Origin of the sequence: Salinarchaeum sp. Harcht-Bsk1, from assembly GCF_000403645.1 — an archaeon.
In the GTDB taxonomy this organism is placed as follows: domain Archaea; phylum Halobacteriota; class Halobacteria; order Halobacteriales; family Salinarchaeaceae; genus Salinarchaeum.
Genome location: NC_021313.1, coordinates 2,748,606 through 2,767,534, shown reverse-complemented (window position 1 = coordinate 2,767,534; position 18,929 = coordinate 2,748,606). Strand labels below are relative to the sequence as shown.

Sequence of the window (18,929 nt, the reverse complement as noted above, 5' to 3'; positions counted from 1 at the left end):
TCCATGGCAGCGACGAGCCGCGCCTGGTACTTCGCAGCGCGCCCCGAGGGTGAACCGGATCTGGACTGTTTCGACCTCCGCGATCACGAGGTTCCCGACCCCGACCCCGGCCAGCTACTGGTCGAGGTCCGCTATCTGTCGGTCGATCCCTACATGCGCGGTCGAATGCGCGACAGCGAATCCTACGCGGAGCCGTGGGAGGTCGGCGACGTGCTGCAAGGCATCGTCGTCGGCGAAGTCGTCGAGAGCGAGCACGATCGCTTCGAGACCGGCGACCTCGTCACGGGCGAGGGCGCATGGGCCGAGCACAGCCTCCTCGACGCCCACGAGGTCGCGCCGGTGGATCCGCGGGTGGCTGACCCGCCGGCATACCTCGGCGCGCTCGGAATGCCCGGGCGGACGGCGTACTTCGGCCTCCTCGAGGTCGGCGACCCGAAGCCGGGCGACACCGTCGTGGTCTCTGGGGCCGCGGGAGCCGTCGGCTCGGTCGTCGGTCAGATCGCGACGCTGAACGGCTGTCACGTCGTCGGCTTTGCCGGCAGCGACGAGAAGACCGACTGGCTCACGGAGGACCTCGGCTTCGACGCCGCGATCAACTACGAAGCGACCGACGACTACCGCGCAGCGCTCGAGGACGCCGCACCCGACGGCGTCGACGTGTACTTCGACAACGTCGGCGGGCCGATCACGGACGCCGTCTTCACGAAACTGAATCTCGACGCGAGCGTCGCGGTCTGCGGGCAGATCGCCCACTACAACGACGAGGAGGTGCCGATGGGGCCACGGAAACTACCGATGCTCATCGCGCCGCGTGCCAGCGTGGAGGGGTTCCTCGTCGGTGACTTCTCGGGGCGATTCCGGGAAGCGAGCGAGCAACTCGCGGAGTGGGTCGCGAGCGGGCAGATCGAGCACCGCGAGACCGTCGTGGAGGGACTCGATCGCGCACCGGAGGCGTTCCTCGGTCTCTTCGCCGGCGAGAACATCGGGAAGCAGGTGGTGCAGGTGTCCGGGCCAGACGCCTGAGGATCGCGGGAAACGGCTCTCCGCAGCGCTACCCCCTCACGTCTGTGGCGTTCCCTTGACGTCTGTCGCTACCTGAACGGCCGTCGCGTTACCCGGACGACTGTCGCGTGACCACCTACGTCCACCGCGCTACCCCCACGTCCACCGCGCGTCGAAGACGTACCGGTAGACCCCACTCACGAGGATTCCGGCGGCGTTCGCGAGGAGGTAGGGCACGCCCTGGTACTGGACCAGCGCGTAGAGCACCCCGATCTGGATGGGAATCGCGGTGCCGCGAACGACGTTCGTCTGCGCGAGACCGACGAGGAACTCCCGGGTTCCGGTGTTGCGATCGGAACGGAACGTCCAGCGATTGTTGAGGACGTACTGGAAGACGATGGTACACTCGATCGCGACGACCGCACCCAGCAGGTAGTGGAGGCCGCCGGCGTCGACGAACAGCCACAGCAAGACGAGCTGGAGTCCGGCGGCGACCACGCCGACCGCGACGAACTTGCGGAGTTGCGGCGCGATCGGGCCGCTGAGTAGATTCCGCAGGAAGGACCGTAGCATCTACTGGTATCCGAGTGCCGTGAGCCGTGCCTCGACCGCGTCGTCGACCTCGTCGTCACCGGCAGCGTCCCCGCCGTCACCGAGCGTGGTGACGTGGGCCTCCGCGATCGAGGCGAGCCGATCGATCACGTCCCGCTGCTCCGGCGTCGGATCGTCCGCGAGGTTCGTCTGCTGGGTGGGATCCGCGCGCCTGTCGTAGAGCTCCGTCTCCCCGGTTTCCACGTTCTCGATGTAGGTCCAGGGGCCGTCACGGACGCTCACGAGGAGGTCGCCGTCGTCGAGCGTCCGAGGGATGGGTTGCGTGGTGACCGTCTCCCCGCGAACCGTCACCGAGATCACCGGCTCGTTCGGCGGCGTCTCGCCGTCGAGGATCGTCGGGACGAGCGAGGTGCCGCGCCAGTCGGGGTGTCCCTCGACGCCGACGAGTTCGGCAGCAGTCGGGGGGATCGTGTCGAGTCCGACCTGCTGCTCGATCCGACGCGACTCGGCGCCGGGCACGTCGACGATGTAGGGGACGTGCATCAGCTCGTCGTAGAGCTTCGGGTAGTGGGAGAGGTGACCGTGTTCCTGGAACTCCTCGCCGTGGTCGCCCGCGAGGACGACGGCGGTGTCGTCGGCGTGGCCGACCACGTCAAGAGTGTCGAGGAGCCGACCGATGCTCGCGTCGACCTGCCGCACCGTCGCCTGGTAGAGCGTCCGGAGGTCTTCGAGGGTCCGGTCGCCGACCTCCCAGCCCAGGCCCGTGTAGGTGTGGGCCAGGAGCTTGCGGTGGAGGCCGAGGCGGGAGTCGGTGACCTCCTTGACGTACCGCTTCGCCGGGACGTACGGCGTGTGGACGTCCATGTAGTGGACCCAGAGGAAGAACGGATCGTCGTCCTCCCCCGCATCTTCCAGGAAGTCGGTCGCGGCGTGTTCGACGTCGAACATCCGCGCCGTGTCGAGGAACGGCCGGTCGTCGGTCTGGCGACGAACGACCTTGCCGACGCGACGGAACGGTGCGGTCGCGACCTGGAGCCAGGCCTCGACCGTCGGGTGCGTGGCGAGGTATCGGCCGTAGAGCCCGTCGCCGACGTTGGCGACGAAGGAGTCGAACTCGTCGAAGCCCGCGTCGTAGCCCCAGTGGGAGCTGAGGAAGCCGTTGGCGGCGTTGAACCCGGCCGTGTCGAACCCCGCCTCGGAGAGGACGGAGGCGAGCGTCGTGCCGGCGTCGACGCCGATCGAGCCGTCGCCCTCGAAGACGTGCCGCGAGGCGAGCATCGAGGGGAAGGAGAATGGCGTCCAGTTGCCGGTGGCGTAGGCGTGTTCGAAGAGGGTGCCATCGGCTGCCAGCTCGTCCATGATCGGCGTTCGCCGGTCGGGATCGTACGCGCCGAGCGCGTCGGCCCGGAGCGAGTCCACTGTGACCAGCAGCACGTTCGAAACGGGTGGTGTATCGGTCATTGTCGTCGTGTGCCCGCGTCGCATGGAGGAGCCCGAGCCCAGCGGGGGCCGGCTGGGGTGCCGTGGGGATCGTGAGTGATCGTCCCTCCTGAATCCCGCGATCCATTCCCGCTCCGTGGCAACCGCCTCGTCTGCACGTACTAGGGAAGGGAAAGCGAGGGGTATTGGTGTTACGGCATCCTCGTCGGGACTCAGTAGGAGGCGAGATACCAAGAGAATGTGGGTCTCAGCGCCCAGACCAGCGGGTCACGGTTCCACTTCGCCGCAGCGGAGCGTGATCGCGCCCCCAAACGACCTCAGGCGACGTCGTGATCGCCGAGTGCCAGGAGCCAGTCGTCCGGATCGGTCAGATCGAGCGCGTCGCCCCGGTGACCAGCACCGTCGTCCGTGCTCGCTGCCGCCGGTTCGAACGCGTCGTCGAGGGGTCGCACCGCGTGGTACGTCGCGGCCGAGAACCGGGAGAGCGGGAAGGAGTCGTCCCGAAGGAATCCGCTTCGACGGAGCACGCCCGGGAAGAGTCCCGTCGGTGCTTTGAGGACGCTCGCGTCGGGGTTATCGGTCACGACCGCCCGAACGATCGCTTCGAACGCCTCCGCGTCACCCACCGCCTCGGTCATCGGCTGTACGTCGAGCACGCGGACGAGTTGCGATCCATCGACCGATTCGGAGGCGACGACTGCGGTCGTCACGACGCCCCCGTCACGCCGCGCGACGTACGTCGTCGTCTCCCAGCGAGGGTTGGCGAACCGCCACTCGAGGTACGCGCGATCCCTGGGAACGTGGAGCTTCGGCGGAACTGACGCGTCGTAGCGCTCCGAGACCGTCTCGACGGGGACGCCCCGAACGCGACTGATGGAGACGTCGGCGTGTGCTGGGGCGAACCGATCGCACATGCGGAGTCCGCCCCGAACGATCGGCGAGGCTGCAGTGGCGAACAGGGACGGCGTGGACCGAGACCCGGTCGCCTCGCGCATGGCGACGGCGGCGGGATCCTGGACGCGATACCGACACGTGGCCGTGGCGATCGCCTGCCAGTCGAACTTCTGGATGCCGGGAAGTAGCTGCTCGTTCGGGAAGTTGAACAGGAGGTCGGCGTCGGCCCCCACCGACGAGAGGAGGGACTCCGTCATCGCGCTGAAAATGCCTTGGCGGCGGTACTCCGGGTGCACGATCCAGTCCACGGGCTGGTAGGCGTCGAGCACCTCGTCGCCAGCGCGAAGTCGATACGGGAGCAGCGGCTCCGCCCCGACGAGCTGCCCGTCGGCCTCGGCCACGATCATCTCGATCCCATCGGAGCGGGGGTTCGCCGCGAATCGCCAGTCGAACCACGCCCGCGACTTCGTCGTTCCCCACACGGTCTCGTAGAGGGACAGGAACCGATCGGCGTCCCCGGACTCGTAGGGCCTGATCGAGTACTCCGCGGCCTGCCCCTCGGGAGACGTCTGACTCATCCTCTTGCCCGCCGCTGCGCGCCGTGGGGCCTTTGGTAGTGCTACTATACGGTTCGAGTCGGTACACTATTGGCTTGCTACGGACAAGCCCGTCCTGAATGAGGGAGAGTCTCGCGACGATCGGCCGCGACCTGGGCCGAATCCTTCAGGTGCTGTCCGTGCTCGTCGCGGGAACTGCCCCGATCGCGGTTATCTGGCGGGAATTCTACGTGCTGCCAGCCGTCGCAGCGTCCTGTCTCCTCCCGCTCGCAGTGGGAACGGGACTCGCGAGGACCTTCGCAGACGCGAACGATCCCGGGAAGCGTCACGCGATGGTGATCGCGGCCGCGGGGTGGTTCCTCGTCGCGTTGCTTGGAGCCCTCCCGTTCTACCTGATCGCCTGGACCGTCGCCCTCGATCCGCCCATGCTAGCCGCCCCAGCCGGCAGCGAGACGCTCGCAGCGTTCCGGAATCCGCTGAACGCACTCTTCGAGAGCATGAGTGGGTTCACTGGAACCGGCCTCACGATGACCCAACGCGAGCCCGCCCTCCCCGCGACGTTGCAGTGGTGGCGTTCGACGACGGAGTGGATCGGTGGCGTCGGCGTGATCGTCCTCACGACTGCCGTGCTCGCCCGTCCCGGTAGCGGGTCACTGACGCTCTACGAGAGCGAGGCCCGCTCGCGAAAGATCCACCCCAGCGTGGTCTCGACCGTGCGGACGATCTGGTGGATTTTCCTGCTGTTCACCGTCAGTGCAATCGTGCTCCTGTGGACAGCCGGGATGCCGCTCTGGGAAGCCATCAACCACGGTATGACGGGGATCTCGACCGGCGGGTTCAGCGTCACCGACGCGAGTATCGGGAGCTACGACAGCGCCGTCATCGACCTGACGCTCGTGCCGATCATGATCGCAGGGAGCATCGCGTTCCCGATCCACTACCTCATGTTCCAGGGCGAACTCCGGAACGTCTACCGGGACCCACAGACGCGGTGGCTCCTCGGGCTGTACGCAGCCGGAACGATCTTCCTGACGGCCTTACTCCTCGATGGCGGACCGTACGACGGCCTCCGGGAAACCGCGCGATTCGGACTCTTCCAGTTCGTCTCTGCCCTCTCGTGTACGGGATTCCAGACGGCCGGCTCGCTCGGGACGGAGTGGTCTCCGGCCTCTCAGCTCACTGTCGCCGGTGCGATGACGATCGGCGGGGCCGCGGGGTCGACCGTCGGCGGCATCAAGATCATCCGCCTGATTATGCTCGTCCAGGGAACGCGCCACAGGATCGCTGGCATCTGGATCCCGAGCACTGCCGTCCGGCGGCTTTCTATCGGAGACCGCCGGCTTCGCGAGACCGAGACTGCTCGCGAGATCGAGGAGGCAGCGATCGTCTCCTTCCTCTGGGTCGTCTTCCTGGGTATCGGCATCTACGTGCTGTTGCTCACGGTCGACGGCGGACAGTTCACCCTCGAGAACGTCGTCTTCGAGGTGGCGAGTGCACAGGGCAACGTCGGCCTCTCGTCCGGGATCACCGGCCCAGGAATGCCGACGCCGGCGAAGCTCGTGTTCCTCCTGAACATGTGGATCGGCCGCCTCGAGATCATTCCCGTCCTCGTCTTCCTGCGAGGGATGTTCTCCTGGGGCGGACTGTACGAGTGACGTTGCGACGCCGTCGAAGGCCGAGAGAGAAACCCAGTACGGGGAAACCGACCGAGCGTTAGAAGTGGTCCTCGGGGTGTCCGAAGACGTCCGTCAGTTCGGGCGTCGCGCCGCTTCCGGAGTACACGGTGACGAGGTCACCGGGCTCGATGCGCGTCGGGCCCCGCGGCGTGATGGGCGATCCATTCCCGTTGCGCTCGATCGCCACGATCAGCACGTCCGCTCCCAACAGATCCGCTTCGGAAGCACCCTGGAGCGTCTTGCCGGCGATGGGTGCGCCCTCGTCGACGGTGATCTCGAACACTTCGGCCTCCTCGCCGATCCGCATGTAGTCCTCGACGGAGGGTAACCGAAGCGACCGAAAGAGGTCACGAGCGATGAGTCGCTGGGGGTTCTGCATCGTGTGGACCCCGATACGCTCGAAGAGCGGCATGTGCTCCGGGTTGCGAACGACGGACAAGATCTCGGGCACCCCGAACTCCTGGGCGAGCAGACTGACCATCACGTTCGTCGCGTCCTGGTCGGTCGTCGCGACGATCGCGTCGGCACGCTCAGCACCCGCGTCCTCGAGGGTCTCTTTGACCGTGCCGTCTGCGTTGAGCACGAGGCAGTCGAAGTCGTCGGCGATCTCGTCGGCACGCTCCGGGTCGCGCTCGATGGCGACGACCTCCTCCCCGTTCTGGATGGCGATGTCGATCAGCGGTGCGCCGATCTCCCCCGCGCCCACGACGATCACGTACATCGTTGCAGGCGTCGACCGAGCACCGCTAAAGGGTGTCGATGGCCGTCGCGAAACCATAGCGGGGTAGTACTCGACGAGAACTCGAATGCATCGACCGAGCAGCCGAGCGGACCGCGGACCCCGCAGTGAGTCCGCAATTCGCATCGCTTATCACTCGGCCGTACGCCAGCACTGGTGAACTCGCCACTTCGGCGAGGCCACTACCGTGACGTGGAAAGTCGACTGGCGGGCGAGCGTGGCGCTGACGGGAACGGTCTGCAAGTACCTCGCGATCACCATGGTCGTGCCGCTCCTGACGGCGATCGTCTACGGCGGCGACCTGCTGGTCTTCGTCGGGACGATGACGCTCACCGTCGGGATCGGGCTCCTCCTCGAACGCATCGAACCGCAGCCCGACCTCGGCGCACGCGAAGCGACGCTGCTCGTCACGATCGTCTGGTTCGTCGTCGCCGTCGTCGGGGCAATCCCGTTCGTCCTCGCGGGCTGGGGGACCGAATCGACCCTCGCACACCCCGTGAACGCCCTCTTCGAGTCGATGTCCGGGTTCACGACGACGGGGGCGACGGTGATGGGGGACATTTCGTTCGACCAGCACTCCCGGGCCTTGCTCATGTGGCGCCAGCTCATGCAGTGGCTCGGCGGCATGGGGATCATCGTCCTGATGGTTGCAATCCTCCCCGAGCTGGCGATCAACGGCAGCCAGCTCCTCCAGGCCGAAGCGCCGGGCCCGGAGCTCCAGAAGCTCACCCCGAAGATAGCGGAGACCGCGCGAGTGCTATGGCTCGTCTACTTCGGGTTCACCATCGTCTACGTCGCCTTACTCTACAGCCTCCATCTCCTGGGCTTCGCCCCGGACATGACGTTCTACATGGCGTTGTCCCACGGCTTCACCACGCTTCCGACGGGTGGGTTCTCCCCCGAGGCCGACTCGATCGCCGCCTTCTCCGCGGCAGTCCAGTGGGTCGTGATCCCGTTCATGGTCGTTGCAGGCACCAACTTTGCACTGTTCTGGGCCACGATCGGACGCAACAGGCGCGCCCTCGTCGAGGACACCGAATTTCGGGCGTACGCGGGAGCGATCGCGGTGTTCAGTGCCCTCGCGAGTGCGACGCTGTATCTCGGCACTGCACCGCCACTCGGCGCCCTGGGCGGTGTGACGGAGGGAATCGCCGGCGACGCGCTCCGCCACGGGACATTCCAGATCGCCTCGCTGCTCACCTCGACGGGGTACGCGACCAGTGACTTCGCGTCGTGGGGGCCTGCCGGCCAGATGACGCTCCTGATCGCGATGTTCGTCGGCGGGTCCGCAGGGTCGACTGGCGGTGGTATCAAGGTCATCCGCTGGGTGATCGCGCTTCGAGCAGTCCGCCGTGAACTGGTTACGAGCGCTCACCCGGACGCAGTCCAGCCCGTCAGGCTACGGGGACGCGTCGTCGACGAGGACGCAGTGCGTGGCGTGCTCGTGTTCACCTTCCTCTACATCTTCGTGTTCGGGATCGCAACGTTGCTGCTCACGCTCGACGCTGCCAGGATCGGGTACGAACTCAACGGCTACGAGGCGATCAGTGCCTCGCTGGCGACGCTCGGCAACATCGGGCCCGGGTTCGGGAGCCTCGGGCCGTTCGGGAGCTACCTCGAGTTCCCCTGGACATCGAAGCTCCTGATGGTGTTTTTGATGTGGTTCGGTCGTCTGGAGATCATCCCGGTCCTGCTGGTCTTCTCTGGATCCTTCTGGAACCGATAGCCGTCGAGTCGACGAGATAGCAGGGTCGACGACTAGGGGAGCGACGTTCCACAATTCCTCGGGTCGATGTCGGACGAAGAGCGCTGGCGACCGGGCGCCCGAATCTCGTGGTCGAGCGGCCGCCTCAGAGCAGATCGAGGACGGTGTCGAGGACCTCGTTGTCGACGAAGACGACGACGTGGTCACCGTTCTGGATCACCGTGTCTCCACGCGGCGTGACGAGTGACCCACCCCGCGAGATGGCACCGACGACGATCCCGTCGGGTAGTTCGGACGTCGACTCCACGATGGTCCTGCCCGCGAGGTTGCTCGATTCGTCCACTTCGAACTCGATGACCTCCGCGAGGTCGCCCTCGAGCATCGCGACCTTCTCCGTGCGGCCGGCGCGCGTGAACCGAACGATCTCCTCCGCCGTCTCTTCGCGCGGACTGACGGCCACGTCGACGCCGACGGTCTCGAAGAGGTCAGTGTACGACCCTTCCGACACGACGGTCACTGCGCGCTCGGCCCCCATGCGCTTGGCGAGCAGCGAGACGAGGAGGTTCTTCTCGTCGCTGTCGAGACAGGCGACCACGAGGTCGGCGTCACCGACGCTCTCGCGCTCGAGGAACTCGCGATCGGTCGCGTCGTTGTTGAGGACCATCGTGTCCGGGAGGATCTCGGCGAGTTCCCGCGCGCGATCGGGGTTCTGTTCGATCAACCGCGGACGCTTCCCGTGTTCCTCGAACACGCGAGCAGTCTGGTGGCCGACCTTGCTGCCGCCGACGATCACGATGTCGCCGTGTTCGGCGTCCTCCTCGGCGGCCAGTTCCTCGGCGAAGTCACGGATGTTCTCGGGACTGCCGATGACGACGATTCGATCCCCGGACTGAATCCGGGAGACCCCGCTGGGGACGACGACGTCGCCGTCCCGAAAGATCGCCGCGAACGTCAGGGATTCCCAGCGATCCGCCTCGCTGACGGTCTGGTTGGCGACGGGACTGTCCTCCCGAATTTCGAACTCCGCCATTCGAATCAGGCCGCCTGCGAACGCGTCCACGTCTTGGGCCCCGGGGAGCCCCGCGATCCGGAAGATGGCTTGCGCTGCGAGCAGATCCGTACAGACCATGAAATCGACGCCAAACGCCCCAGGGGCACCACGCCAGGTTTCGAGCAGCCGATGGCGCTTGACTCGCGCGACGGTGAACGCGTCGGAAATCGTCTTCGCTGCCCCACACGTCACGATGTTCGCTTCGTCGTCGTCCGTAGACGCGATGAGCATGTCGGCGTCCTCGATGCCAGCCTCCCGGAGTGTCTCGACGTCCGTTCCGTCCCCCTCGATCGCCAGCACGTCGTGGGCGTAGGTGAGTTCGTCGACCAGTTCGGGATCGAGTTCCACGACCACGACCTCGTGGCTGTCGGCGAGGTTCGTCGCTATCGTCCGACCCACCTCGCCGGCACCTACGACGATTACGCGCATCGGAAGCCACCCCCACGCCAGCGAATCCTGCGCTCTCCGCACAGCCAATGCTCGTTCATTGTCGGCGCTTCCGGCGGTGAGGGTAAGTCCGTTTCGGGAGATAAGCGGGGAGACGTCCTTATCGGGAGAAATGTGGCGTAAAATCCGTCCCGGGAGAATGGCGCTGCAATGCCCATCTCGGGCCCCAGTTACGCGCCTGCTGGCGTGACAGCGCACTTTCACTGTCACTTCGCGGCTTACGAGACTTTATGCCGGAGGACGCACGAAATCTGTGCGATGGCAACCGGGGTGGACCAGCAGGAGTACGTCGACACCTTCGAGCAGTTCTTCCGCGAGTACTACCGCACGGAGATCGGCGCGCTCGCCCGGGGATATCCCAGCGAGCAGAAGTCGCTGGTCGTCGACTACGACGACCTCTACCGCTTCGACCGCGAACTCGCAGAGACCTACCTCGAACAGCCCGAACAGCTCCAGCGCTCCGCAGAGGAGGCACTGCGACTCTACGACCTCCCCGTGGACGTCACCCTCGGGCAGGCCCACGTACGGCTCCGGGGGCTCCCCAGTTCGACCGACATCCGGGAGATCCGCGCGAGCGACGTTAACACGATGGTCAGCGTGCGCGGAATCACGCGCAAGGCCACCGACGTGCGCCCGAAGTGTACCGAGGCCGCCTTCCGGTGCGTGCGCTGTGAGACGCTGACTCGCGTGCCCCAGGAGGGTGGGAAATTCCAGGAGCCCCACCAGTGCCGCTCCTGCGAGCGCCAGGGGCCCTTCCGGCTCAACGAGGACCAGTCGGAGTTCGTCGACGCCCAGCGCATTCGCGTGCAGGAGTCACCAGAGGGACTCCGCGGCGGCGAGACGCCACAGGCGATCGACGTCAACATCGAGGACGACGTGACCGGCGAGGTCACGCCGGGCGATCACGTCGTCGTGACCGGCATCCTCCGGCTCGATCAAGACGGCGAGAACGAGTCGCCGATCTTCGACGTGTACATGGAGGGCGTCTCGGTGGAAGTCGAGGAGGAGCAGTTCGAGGACATGGACATCACCGAGGAGGACACCGCCCAGATCCTCGAACTCTCCCAGCGCGACGACGTCTACGAGCAGATGATCGGCGCTATCGCGCCGACGATCCACGGCTACGACGAGGAGAAGTTGGCGATGACGCTCCAGTTGTTCTCCGGCGTCACGAAGCACCTCCCGGACGAGAGCCGGATCCGGGGCGACCTCCACATCCTCCTCATCGGTGACCCCGGTACCGGGAAGTCACAGCTCCTGCAGTACGTGCGCAACATCGCGCCCCGTTCTGTCTATACGTCAGGCAAAGGTTCGTCCTCGGCTGGTCTCACGGCTGCCGCCGTCCGCGACGACTTCGGCGACGGCCAGCAGTGGACGCTCGAGGCCGGTGCACTGGTCCTCGCCGACCAGGGGATCGCCGCGGTCGACGAGCTGGACAAGATGGAGGCCAACGACCGCTCCGCGATGCACGAGGCGCTCGAACAGCAGTCGATCTCTATCTCGAAGGCCGGGATCAACGCGACGCTCAAGAGTCGGTGTTCGCTGCTCGGCGCGGCCAACCCGAAGTACGGCCGCTTCGACCAGTACGAGCCGATGGGCGAGCAGATCGACCTCGAACCCGCGCTCATCTCGCGGTTCGACATCATCTTCACTGTCACCGACCAGCCCGATCCCGAGAAGGACCGCGAGCTCGCCGACCACATCCTCGAGGCCAACTACGCCGGCCAGCTCAACACGCAGCGCGAGCAGATGTCCGCGCCAGACGTCACGCTGGACCAAGTCGAGGACGCCCAGGAGACCGTCGAGCCGACGATCGATCCGGAGCTCCTCAGGAAGTACGTCGCCTACGCCCAGCAGAACTGCTACCCCAGGATGAGCGACGAGGCTCGCGAGGCGATCCAGGAGTTCTACGTCGACCTCCGGTCGAAAGGCGCCGACGAGGACGCGCCGGTGCCGGTGACCGCACGGAAGCTGGAGGCGCTCGTCCGGCTCGCAGAAGCGAGCGCGCGGGTCCGACTCGCCGACGAGGTCGCGGTTGAGGACGCCGAGCGGGTCATCTCGATCGTCCGCTCCTCGTTGCAAGACATCGGCGTCGACCCGGAGACGGGACAGTTCGACGCCGACGTCATCGAGACGGGGACCTCGAAGAGCCAGCGCGACCGCATCAAGAACCTCAAAGCGCTCATCGACGACCTCGCCGACGAGTACGAGGAGGGGGTCCCCGTCGACGCCGTCTACGACCGCGCCGACGAGATCGGCATCGGCGCGGAGAAGGCCGAGCGCGAACTCGAGAAACTCAAACAGAAGGGCGAGGTGTACGAGCCGAAAACCGACCACGTCCGTACGACCTGAATGGATCGCATCTCCGCCCTCCGGAACGTCGAGGACGCCCTCAGCGAGTTCGAGCGAGGCGAGATCGACCTCGCGAGCATGGAGCAGCAGATCCAGGCCGTGCTCCGGACTTACGCGACGGACTTCGAGGACGAACGAACCGCCGTCTATCGCGTCGACCCGATCGAGGACCGTGCGGTCGTCATCGTCGCGAACTCACCGGGGGAGGCACGCGATCGCGCCGCAGCGCAGGTCGGTGGCGACTGCGAGCACGCGGACGTGGAACGACTCGGTGGCGATCACTGAGACGCGTCGGACGAGCGGTGCCACTTCGACCAGACCCGACCTGGCCGATACTGTTTAGTCTGGCCTGCCCCCATCTGACGTATCTCCCAGATGTCGCTTCCGGAGCTCCCAGACGGCGACCAGCCAGCGACAGTCCTGCTCCTCGCACCCGGCTTCGGTGACGCCGGAACGGCGGGGTGCTCCGGCCTGTTCGCGAACAGTGGCGCCGAGAACCTGCTCTACGTGACGTGGTCCGGCGATCCCTCGGATCGACTGGCACACGCCCGAGAACACGTCGACGACGTGGAGCGGGCACGAGCCGTCGTCGTCGGTGATCTGAGCGGGCCGCCATCGGGGCCATTCGACGCCGTCGAAACCGTCAACGCCCCGACGGACCTCACCGGCGTCGGCATCGCCGTCACGGAGTTACTCTCCCAGACGGAAGGATCGACCGCCGTCTGCTTCGACTCCGTCACTGCACTCCTGCAGTACGTCGACCTCGACACGGCCTTCGAGTTCCTCCACGTGTTCGCCGGCCGACTCCATCGGTACGACGCCGTCGGGCACTTCCACATGGATCCGGGCGCCCACGACCCGCAGGTGGTCGCCCAGGTCGCCTCGCTCCTAGACGGGAAACTGGTGCTCGACGACGACGGGGACGTCGAGGACGCCGCCGCTTCGCTCCGTGACTGGAATCGTTGAATTTTAACCAGGCTGTGCGGACTGTTTTGTCGTGCTGCTCGTCGTCACGTACTCGCGGGCCGCCCGGCAGACCCTTCGCAACGTCTGCAACGCTCACGAGGAGACTGTCGTCAGGCGATTCGGCCGTGCGGCGCTTCTCGAGGAGACGGCGATGGGCGCCTTTCTCGGCCTGCGGCTTCGGGCCAAACACGGCGCCGACGTCCAGCTAGAGCGAACGGCTCCGTTCAACGAGTTCGAGGCCGTCGACGCGGACGTCCGCGACGCCGCGGCGGCCTACGAGGCACGCGACCGACCGAGCACGCCGTACGCGAAGTTCGCCGCGGGGACCGACCATCCGGACCCGAGCGAGCTACGCGACCGCGACGTCGCCGACCGGCGGGAGGGCTGAACGTGCCGGTGCTCGACGGCGAGCGGGGACGGTCGTTCGACCTGCGGGACCGCGAGATCACCGCCGAGGACGTCTCTGCGGCGATCCGGACCGAGTCCGCACCGATCGACCTGCGCTGTGCGGAGCGGGGGCCGATCCACGAACGCGTGGGCGTCGTCGAACCGGATCGGACCTACCCCCTGCAGGCTGCCCTCGCGGCGGTCGCCCGCGAGCGTGGGCTGGAAGCCTCCCAGGGTTCCGAACTCGCCGAGGTCAGGGCCAGACTCGCGGCTCTGGAGCTACCCACCGTGTCGCTGGCCGAACAGCGACGTCGGATCGCCGACACGGACGACGCTGCGTCCCTGGAAGAACAGGTCTCGACACTCAGGGGGCAGCTAGAAGCGGCCCGAGAGCGCGGCGAGGACCACGAGGCACTGGCGGAGGCGCGAGAACGAGCGGTCGCCGAACTCGCTGAGCGCCGGACGGAGCGCATCGCCGCGGAACAGTCGCTCGATCGCGCACGACGGTCGGCACGCGAGGCGCGTGATCGCCGCGAGGACCGCCTCGAGCTCGAAGATCGCGAGCGAAACCTCGAACGTGCTGCCCGTCGAGAACTGGCCGGCGAACTCCAGGCTGCATTCGATCGCGCACTGGACGCGCTGCCCGGCGACGCGACCGCGGGCGAGTCTCCCGGGTCCGTCGAGGGACCCGCTGCGATCGGCGCGCTCGCAGTCTGTCGCGTCGCCAGAATCCGCGCGCCGGTCGTCGTCGCAGGTGACTGGTTCGACGCCGCCACTGCGGCAGCCGCAGCGCTCGACGCCCCGGTCGTGCTCGTCGACGCCTGAGGAGCGCAGCAGCCGACGGACGAGTGGTGCTATCGCATCTGGACGAATCGGACGCCGCCGTGGGACTCGCGGTCGAGCGTCCCGTCCTCGCGCTTCGTGTGCCGATAGAGCGTCTGCTGGCTCGTGCCGATCGGCGCGAGGACGTGGCCACCGACCCGCGTCTGCTCGACGACCGGATCCGGGAGATCGGCCGCCGCGCACGTGAAGTAGGCCGCGTCGAAGGGCGCGTGCTCGGGCCAGCCGTCGCGACCGTCGCCGATCCGGACCTCGACCTCGTAGCCGAGTCGATCGAAGGTCGCCCGTGCTCGCTCGGCGAGCACGTCGCTGTACTCGACGCTGTAGACGGTTCCGTCCTCGCCGATGAGTTCCGCAGTCACCGCGGCGTGGTAGCCACAGCCAGTGCCGATCTCGAGGACGTCGTCGCCCGGGTCGACCTCGATCAGTTCCGCCATGATCCCGACCATGTGGGGTGCGCTGATGGTCTGTCCGTCGCCGATCGGCAGCGGTCGATCCGCGTATGCCTCTTTGCGCCGACCCTCGGGAACGAACTCGTGGCGCGGGACCGCACGGAGCGCGTCGGCGACGGCGGAATCGGTGATCCGGCCGTGGGAGACGAGGCGATCGACCATTGCCTTTCGGTGGGACTCGAAGTCGTCGGCGCCGGGATCGGAGCTAAACAGGCCCATGGGTGGAATGTCGGTCGATGGGGTGAGTGCGGTTCGGGGGTGGCCGGGCTACCAGGCCGACCAGGCGTCGGAGGTCTCGTCGCGGGCGTAGACTCGCTTGATATCTTTCGCGACGGCCTCGTCGCCGTCGAAGTCCAGTTTCTCGTACTCGTACCCGGTCGCGTCGTCGCGGATCGCGATGCCCTCGACGCTGAACTCCTCCTCGCCGAAGGAATCCGAGTCGCCGACGACGAACTCGTAGTCGCCCGGGACGTGGACGGTCGTGCTGTACGTCTCCTCGCGGCCGCCGTCACTGGGGTGGACGGTCACGTTCACCGCGACGTTCCCGACCGCGCGAGTCCAGATCGTCGTGGCCTCCTCGGCGGTCGTCTCCTCGACGCGGCGATCCTGTCCAATCTCCACGCTGGTGACGCGAACGGAGAAGATGCCATCCTCGGTCTCGAGGAGGAACTCGTCGCCCTCTGCGATGGTCTCCTCGGGATCGACGTCGGTCCTGGCAGTGAAGGAGTCGCCGGACTGGGAGACGACGACGTCGCGCTCGACGGTGTCGTCACTCGGCAAGGCCTCCTTGTGTACGTGATCGCACTCCGTGCAGCGGACGGTCGCCTGGCCGCCCGGCGACAGCACCTCGTGGACGGTCTCCTGCTCCTGGGAGCAGGCCGGGCAAACCAGCGCGACGCGCTCGATAGAATCGCTCATACACCGATCTATCGGCCAGAGCGGGAAAAGCCGTCGGACTGGGGTGCTCGCAGGATCCGTGTGACGGCCACGGCTGCGCCAGTTCGAGCCGACCGACGCACCCGCACACGGAGGGCTTTTTGACGGGTAGCCCGACCACCCGATCATGGAACTCCGGGGCGAGCGAGAGTGCACGGACTGTGGCGCCCGCTGGTCGTACTACGACACCGGCGCGATCGTCTGCCCGGAGTGTTCGAGCCCGGACACTGTCGCCGTCGACGAGCAACGCGCCGTCCACACCGACTCCCCAGTCGAGTTCGACCTCACGCCGATGCGAGCCGCGATCGACGACCTCCCCCGGCAGGAACTCGGCGAGCAGACCGCAGACGCGTGCCGCGAGTACGTTCGCCAGCGCGGCTTCGTCAGCGGTGGCGACCTCCTCCCTATCGACGACACCTACCTCGCCGCGCGAGAACTGGCGGGCGTCGCCGACACCGTTCGGCGGGCCCACTCCCTGACGGACGACGAAGAGTGGTACTTCCTCGAACTGCTGCGCGGCGCGGACGCTGGAGAGCGTCCCGATCCAGAAGACGTCCCGGAGTCGATGTGGCCGGTGCGAGGGCTCGCGTACGCCAACGCAGTCCGGGACTACCGGCGCGACGTGCGGCAGTGGCTCGACGCAACCGACGACGTTCCGGGACCAGCGTACGCTGGCGAGGTGCTCGGGACGATCGAAGATCACGTTCGGCGGATGCGGGCGCTCCAGGGAGACGTTCCACCGAAGCAGGCCGAAGGGCTGGTCGTAGCGGCTCGCGGGCTCGGATCGTACCTGCGAGCCGAAGATGCCGACGGTCTGGCCCTGGCACGCGAAACGCTGGACGGACTGGAAGGGCAGTAAGCTTCGACCGCTCCACCCCGTCGAGCGACTACTCGAGCCGGAGCCTCTCGGCGAGCGTCCCAACCGTCGGGCTCGTCAGCGTGTGCTCGGCGAGAATCTGACTACTGCCGTCATCTGGATTCGACCAGCCGAGTAGGATGTCCGTCGACGCCGCCATGGAGTTGCCCCGACCTTCCGTGGGGACTACCAGCGTCGTTCCTGCCGTGACGTCGGTGCCATTCGGTGCGGATGCGGTGCTACCACTGGCCCGGACGGAGAGGGTTCCCGACGGGACGGTGTCACCGCCAGCGTGGGTGAAGGTGACCGCGGTGACGCTGCCGTCGGCGTCGGTCCGCTCGGACGACTCCCACTGGACACGCGGTGCGACCGGCGCGTCGTCGGCGGATGCGTCGTCGTACACCTTCCACTCGCCGTTTTCCGTGCGCAGTTCCAGGCGAATCGACGGGAGAGTCTGCCGCTCGGAGGAGTCGTCGGGAACGGCACTGAGCCGCGCTTGAACTGTGGCCGTATCGCCGGACTGCTCGACGACCTCGACGCTTTCGACGCGCGCGTCGACGGCCTGGAAGCTATCGGCTTGCGACTGGGTCAACGGATCGAGGTCGGCCTCACTGTGGATGTAGGCGTTCGCCTCCTCGACGTCACCCGAGAAGGCAGCTTCGTAGAGGCCGCGAACGGCACCAGCGGGACCGTCGTCGCCACCGTCGTTCGAATCACCCGATCCCGGGAGGACGTCGGAACAGCCGGCGAGGCCGCCGGCAATCCCGACGGCACCGGCAAGGAAGGCACGTCGTTGCATACGTCGACGTCCCCCGGATTGCAAGTAAGGATTGTCGTTCGACGGCGTAGCCGTCGATCCCACCAGCAGTTCGCGACGATCCGGCAACACCCCCTGGGATCGAAACCGAATACCGACGGGCAGCCGGAACTGCGCGTAGATGACCGAGTACACCGTAGCCGTTATTGGCACCGGGCCAGACCCGGCAGCGCCGTCCACCGAGGGATTCGCGATGGGGTACCGACACGCCGAGGCCGTCGTCGCAAACGAGCAGTGCGAACTCGTCGCCTGTGCCGACGTCGTGCCCGAGAACGCGGCCGCGTTCGCCAGGGAATTCGACCTGCCAGAGTCGGCTGCCTTCGAGGACTACGAGACGATGCTCGCCGAGGCGGAGCCCGATCTGGTGACCGTCGCAGTGCCGCCGTCGATCCACGAGGAGATCGTCGTCGGGTGTGCGGAGTCGGGGATTCCACGCGGCGTGCACTGCGAGAAGCCGATCGCCGACACGATCGGAGCCGCCCGGCGGATGGTCGAGACCTGCCAGGAGTCCGACGTCCAGCTCACCTTCAACCGACAGCGCCGCTTCGGCAAGCCGTTCACCGAGGCGAAGCGGCTGCTCGACGACGGTGCGATCGGCGATCTCCAGCGAGTCGAGATCACCTGGGGCGACTTCATGGACACCGGTGCGCACACGATCGACCTCGCTGGCATGTACGCCGACGAAGCCACGCCAGAGTGGGTGATCGCGAACCTCGACTACCGCGAGGAGGACAAGCGCTTCGGCGTCCACCAGGAGAACCAGATGTGGGCGCAGTGGCGCTACGACTCCGGCGTGTACGGCGTCATGTCGACCGGCGCCGGCGACGACTTCCTCGATACCGCGATGGCCCTCCGCGGCGAGGAGGGGTCGATCCACATCGACGTCGAGGGCGGACCGATGCTCGAACTGCGGCAGGGCGAGGAGCGCGAGGCAATCGACGTGGACGGCGAGAACATGCACGCCACTGGCTCCGAGGGCGACGATCGCTACGGCAGCTACTTCCACGACCGGGCGATCGACGACGTCGTCGCTGGCCTCGACGGCGAGAAGGCCAGCGAACTCCGCGGCGAACTCGGCCTCCAGACGGCCGAGGTCATCTTCGGCGGCTACGAGTCCGTCCGCAAGCGGGGTCGCGTCGAACTGCCCGCCGACGTCGAGGACAACGCGTTCCTCGACCTCGTCGACTCGGGCGAACTCTCCCCGGAACCGAGTGACGAGTAACGGCGTCGCGCCGGGCACTGGTTTTCGCGGGCCCGCGG

Annotated in this window: 18 protein-coding genes; 10 read left to right on the top strand and 8 right to left on the bottom strand. The window is 67.0% G+C overall.

Annotation, left to right across the window (positions count from 1 at the left end; genetic code table 11):
* Window positions 1-3: 3 nt before the first annotated feature.
* The gene (locus tag L593_RS12740; RefSeq protein WP_020447380.1) at window positions 4-1,023 is read left to right on the top strand and encodes an NADP-dependent oxidoreductase; all 1,020 of its coding nucleotides are present in this window, start codon (window positions 4-6) and stop codon (window positions 1,021-1,023) included.
* 129 nt (window positions 1,024-1,152) lie between these two features.
* Here the strand turns inward: L593_RS12740 and L593_RS12735 are convergent, their stop codons facing one another.
* From L593_RS12735 to L593_RS12725, 3 genes are all read right to left on the bottom strand, one after another.
* Complete coding sequence (locus L593_RS12735) at window positions 1,153-1,575, bottom strand: GtrA family protein (protein ID WP_020447379.1); 423 nt, start codon at window positions 1,573-1,575, stop codon at window positions 1,153-1,155.
* Entirely contained in the window at window positions 1,576-3,015 is a 1,440-nt protein-coding gene (locus L593_RS12730; protein ID WP_049894151.1) for a sulfatase, read from the bottom strand.
* A 296-nt stretch (window positions 3,016-3,311) separates the two neighbouring features.
* Entirely contained in the window at window positions 3,312-4,466 is a 1,155-nt protein-coding gene (locus L593_RS12725; RefSeq protein ID WP_020447377.1) for a GNAT family N-acetyltransferase, read from the bottom strand.
* Between the two features lie 98 nt (window positions 4,467-4,564).
* Here L593_RS12725 and L593_RS12720 point away from each other — a divergent pair, with 98 nt between their 5' ends.
* Window positions 4,565-6,100: a TrkH family potassium uptake protein gene (locus L593_RS12720; RefSeq protein WP_020447376.1), complete on the top strand. Its 1,536-nt coding sequence runs from the start codon at window positions 4,565-4,567 to the stop codon at window positions 6,098-6,100.
* Between the two features lie 58 nt (window positions 6,101-6,158).
* Here the strand turns inward: L593_RS12720 and L593_RS12715 are convergent, their stop codons facing one another.
* Window positions 6,159-6,842, bottom strand: coding sequence for a TrkA family potassium uptake protein (locus L593_RS12715; protein WP_020447375.1), 684 nt, complete (start codon window positions 6,840-6,842; stop codon window positions 6,159-6,161).
* A gap of 205 nt (window positions 6,843-7,047) precedes the next feature.
* Between L593_RS12715 and L593_RS12710 the strand changes: the two genes are divergently transcribed.
* Window positions 7,048-8,586 carry a TrkH family potassium uptake protein gene (locus L593_RS12710; RefSeq protein ID WP_049894149.1) on the top strand — a complete coding sequence of 513 codons (1,539 nt, stop codon included), beginning with the start codon at window positions 7,048-7,050 and terminating at the stop codon, window positions 8,584-8,586.
* Window positions 8,587-8,710: 124 nt separating this feature from the next.
* On the opposite strand, the gene trkA is transcribed toward L593_RS12710, so the two are convergent.
* The gene (trkA, locus tag L593_RS12705) at window positions 8,711-10,045 is read right to left on the bottom strand and encodes a Trk system potassium transporter TrkA (RefSeq protein WP_020447373.1); all 1,335 of its coding nucleotides are present in this window, start codon (window positions 10,043-10,045) and stop codon (window positions 8,711-8,713) included.
* Between the two features lie 276 nt (window positions 10,046-10,321).
* On the opposite strand from trkA, the gene L593_RS12700 reads away from it, so the two are divergent.
* The 5 genes from L593_RS12700 to L593_RS12680 all read left to right on the top strand — a co-directional run bounded on the left by L593_RS12700 (window position 10,322) and on the right by L593_RS12680 (window position 14,593).
* Window positions 10,322-12,415: a minichromosome maintenance protein MCM gene (locus L593_RS12700; RefSeq protein ID WP_020447372.1), complete on the top strand. Its 2,094-nt coding sequence runs from the start codon at window positions 10,322-10,324 to the stop codon at window positions 12,413-12,415.
* The gene (locus L593_RS12695) at window positions 12,416-12,700 is read left to right on the top strand and encodes a hypothetical protein (RefSeq protein WP_020447371.1); all 285 of its coding nucleotides are present in this window, start codon (window positions 12,416-12,418) and stop codon (window positions 12,698-12,700) included.
* Between the two features lie 90 nt (window positions 12,701-12,790).
* Window positions 12,791-13,381 carry a hypothetical protein gene (locus L593_RS12690; protein ID WP_020447370.1) on the top strand — a complete coding sequence of 197 codons (591 nt, stop codon included), beginning with the start codon at window positions 12,791-12,793 and terminating at the stop codon, window positions 13,379-13,381.
* A 31-nt stretch (window positions 13,382-13,412) separates the two neighbouring features.
* Window positions 13,413-13,769 carry a hypothetical protein gene (locus tag L593_RS12685; protein ID WP_020447369.1) on the top strand — a complete coding sequence of 119 codons (357 nt, stop codon included), beginning with the start codon at window positions 13,413-13,415 and terminating at the stop codon, window positions 13,767-13,769.
* 2 nt (window positions 13,770-13,771) lie between these two features.
* Complete coding sequence (locus L593_RS12680; protein ID WP_049894147.1) at window positions 13,772-14,593, top strand: hypothetical protein; 822 nt, start codon at window positions 13,772-13,774, stop codon at window positions 14,591-14,593.
* Window positions 14,594-14,622: 29 nt separating this feature from the next.
* Here L593_RS12680 and L593_RS12675 read toward each other — a convergent pair whose 3' ends face one another.
* Together L593_RS12675 and L593_RS12670 are read right to left on the bottom strand one after the other, a co-directional pair.
* Window positions 14,623-15,279, bottom strand: coding sequence for a protein-L-isoaspartate(D-aspartate) O-methyltransferase (locus L593_RS12675; protein WP_020447367.1), 657 nt, complete (start codon window positions 15,277-15,279; stop codon window positions 14,623-14,625).
* A gap of 48 nt (window positions 15,280-15,327) precedes the next feature.
* Window positions 15,328-15,978, bottom strand: coding sequence for an HVO_0476 family zinc finger protein (locus tag L593_RS12670; RefSeq protein WP_020447366.1), 651 nt, complete (start codon window positions 15,976-15,978; stop codon window positions 15,328-15,330).
* A 145-nt stretch (window positions 15,979-16,123) separates the two neighbouring features.
* Between L593_RS12670 and L593_RS12665 the strand changes: the two genes are divergently transcribed.
* Window positions 16,124-16,855, top strand: a complete 732-nt coding sequence (locus tag L593_RS12665) for a hypothetical protein (RefSeq protein ID WP_020447365.1) — start codon at window positions 16,124-16,126, stop codon at window positions 16,853-16,855.
* 28 nt (window positions 16,856-16,883) lie between these two features.
* On the opposite strand, the gene L593_RS12660 is transcribed toward L593_RS12665, so the two are convergent.
* Window positions 16,884-17,651, bottom strand: a complete 768-nt coding sequence (locus L593_RS12660) for a hypothetical protein (RefSeq protein WP_020447364.1) — start codon at window positions 17,649-17,651, stop codon at window positions 16,884-16,886.
* Window positions 17,652-17,790: 139 nt separating this feature from the next.
* On the opposite strand from L593_RS12660, the gene L593_RS12655 reads away from it, so the two are divergent.
* Window positions 17,791-18,891, top strand: coding sequence for a Gfo/Idh/MocA family protein (locus tag L593_RS12655; RefSeq protein WP_020447363.1), 1,101 nt, complete (start codon window positions 17,791-17,793; stop codon window positions 18,889-18,891).
* Window positions 18,892-18,929 lie beyond the last annotated feature (38 nt).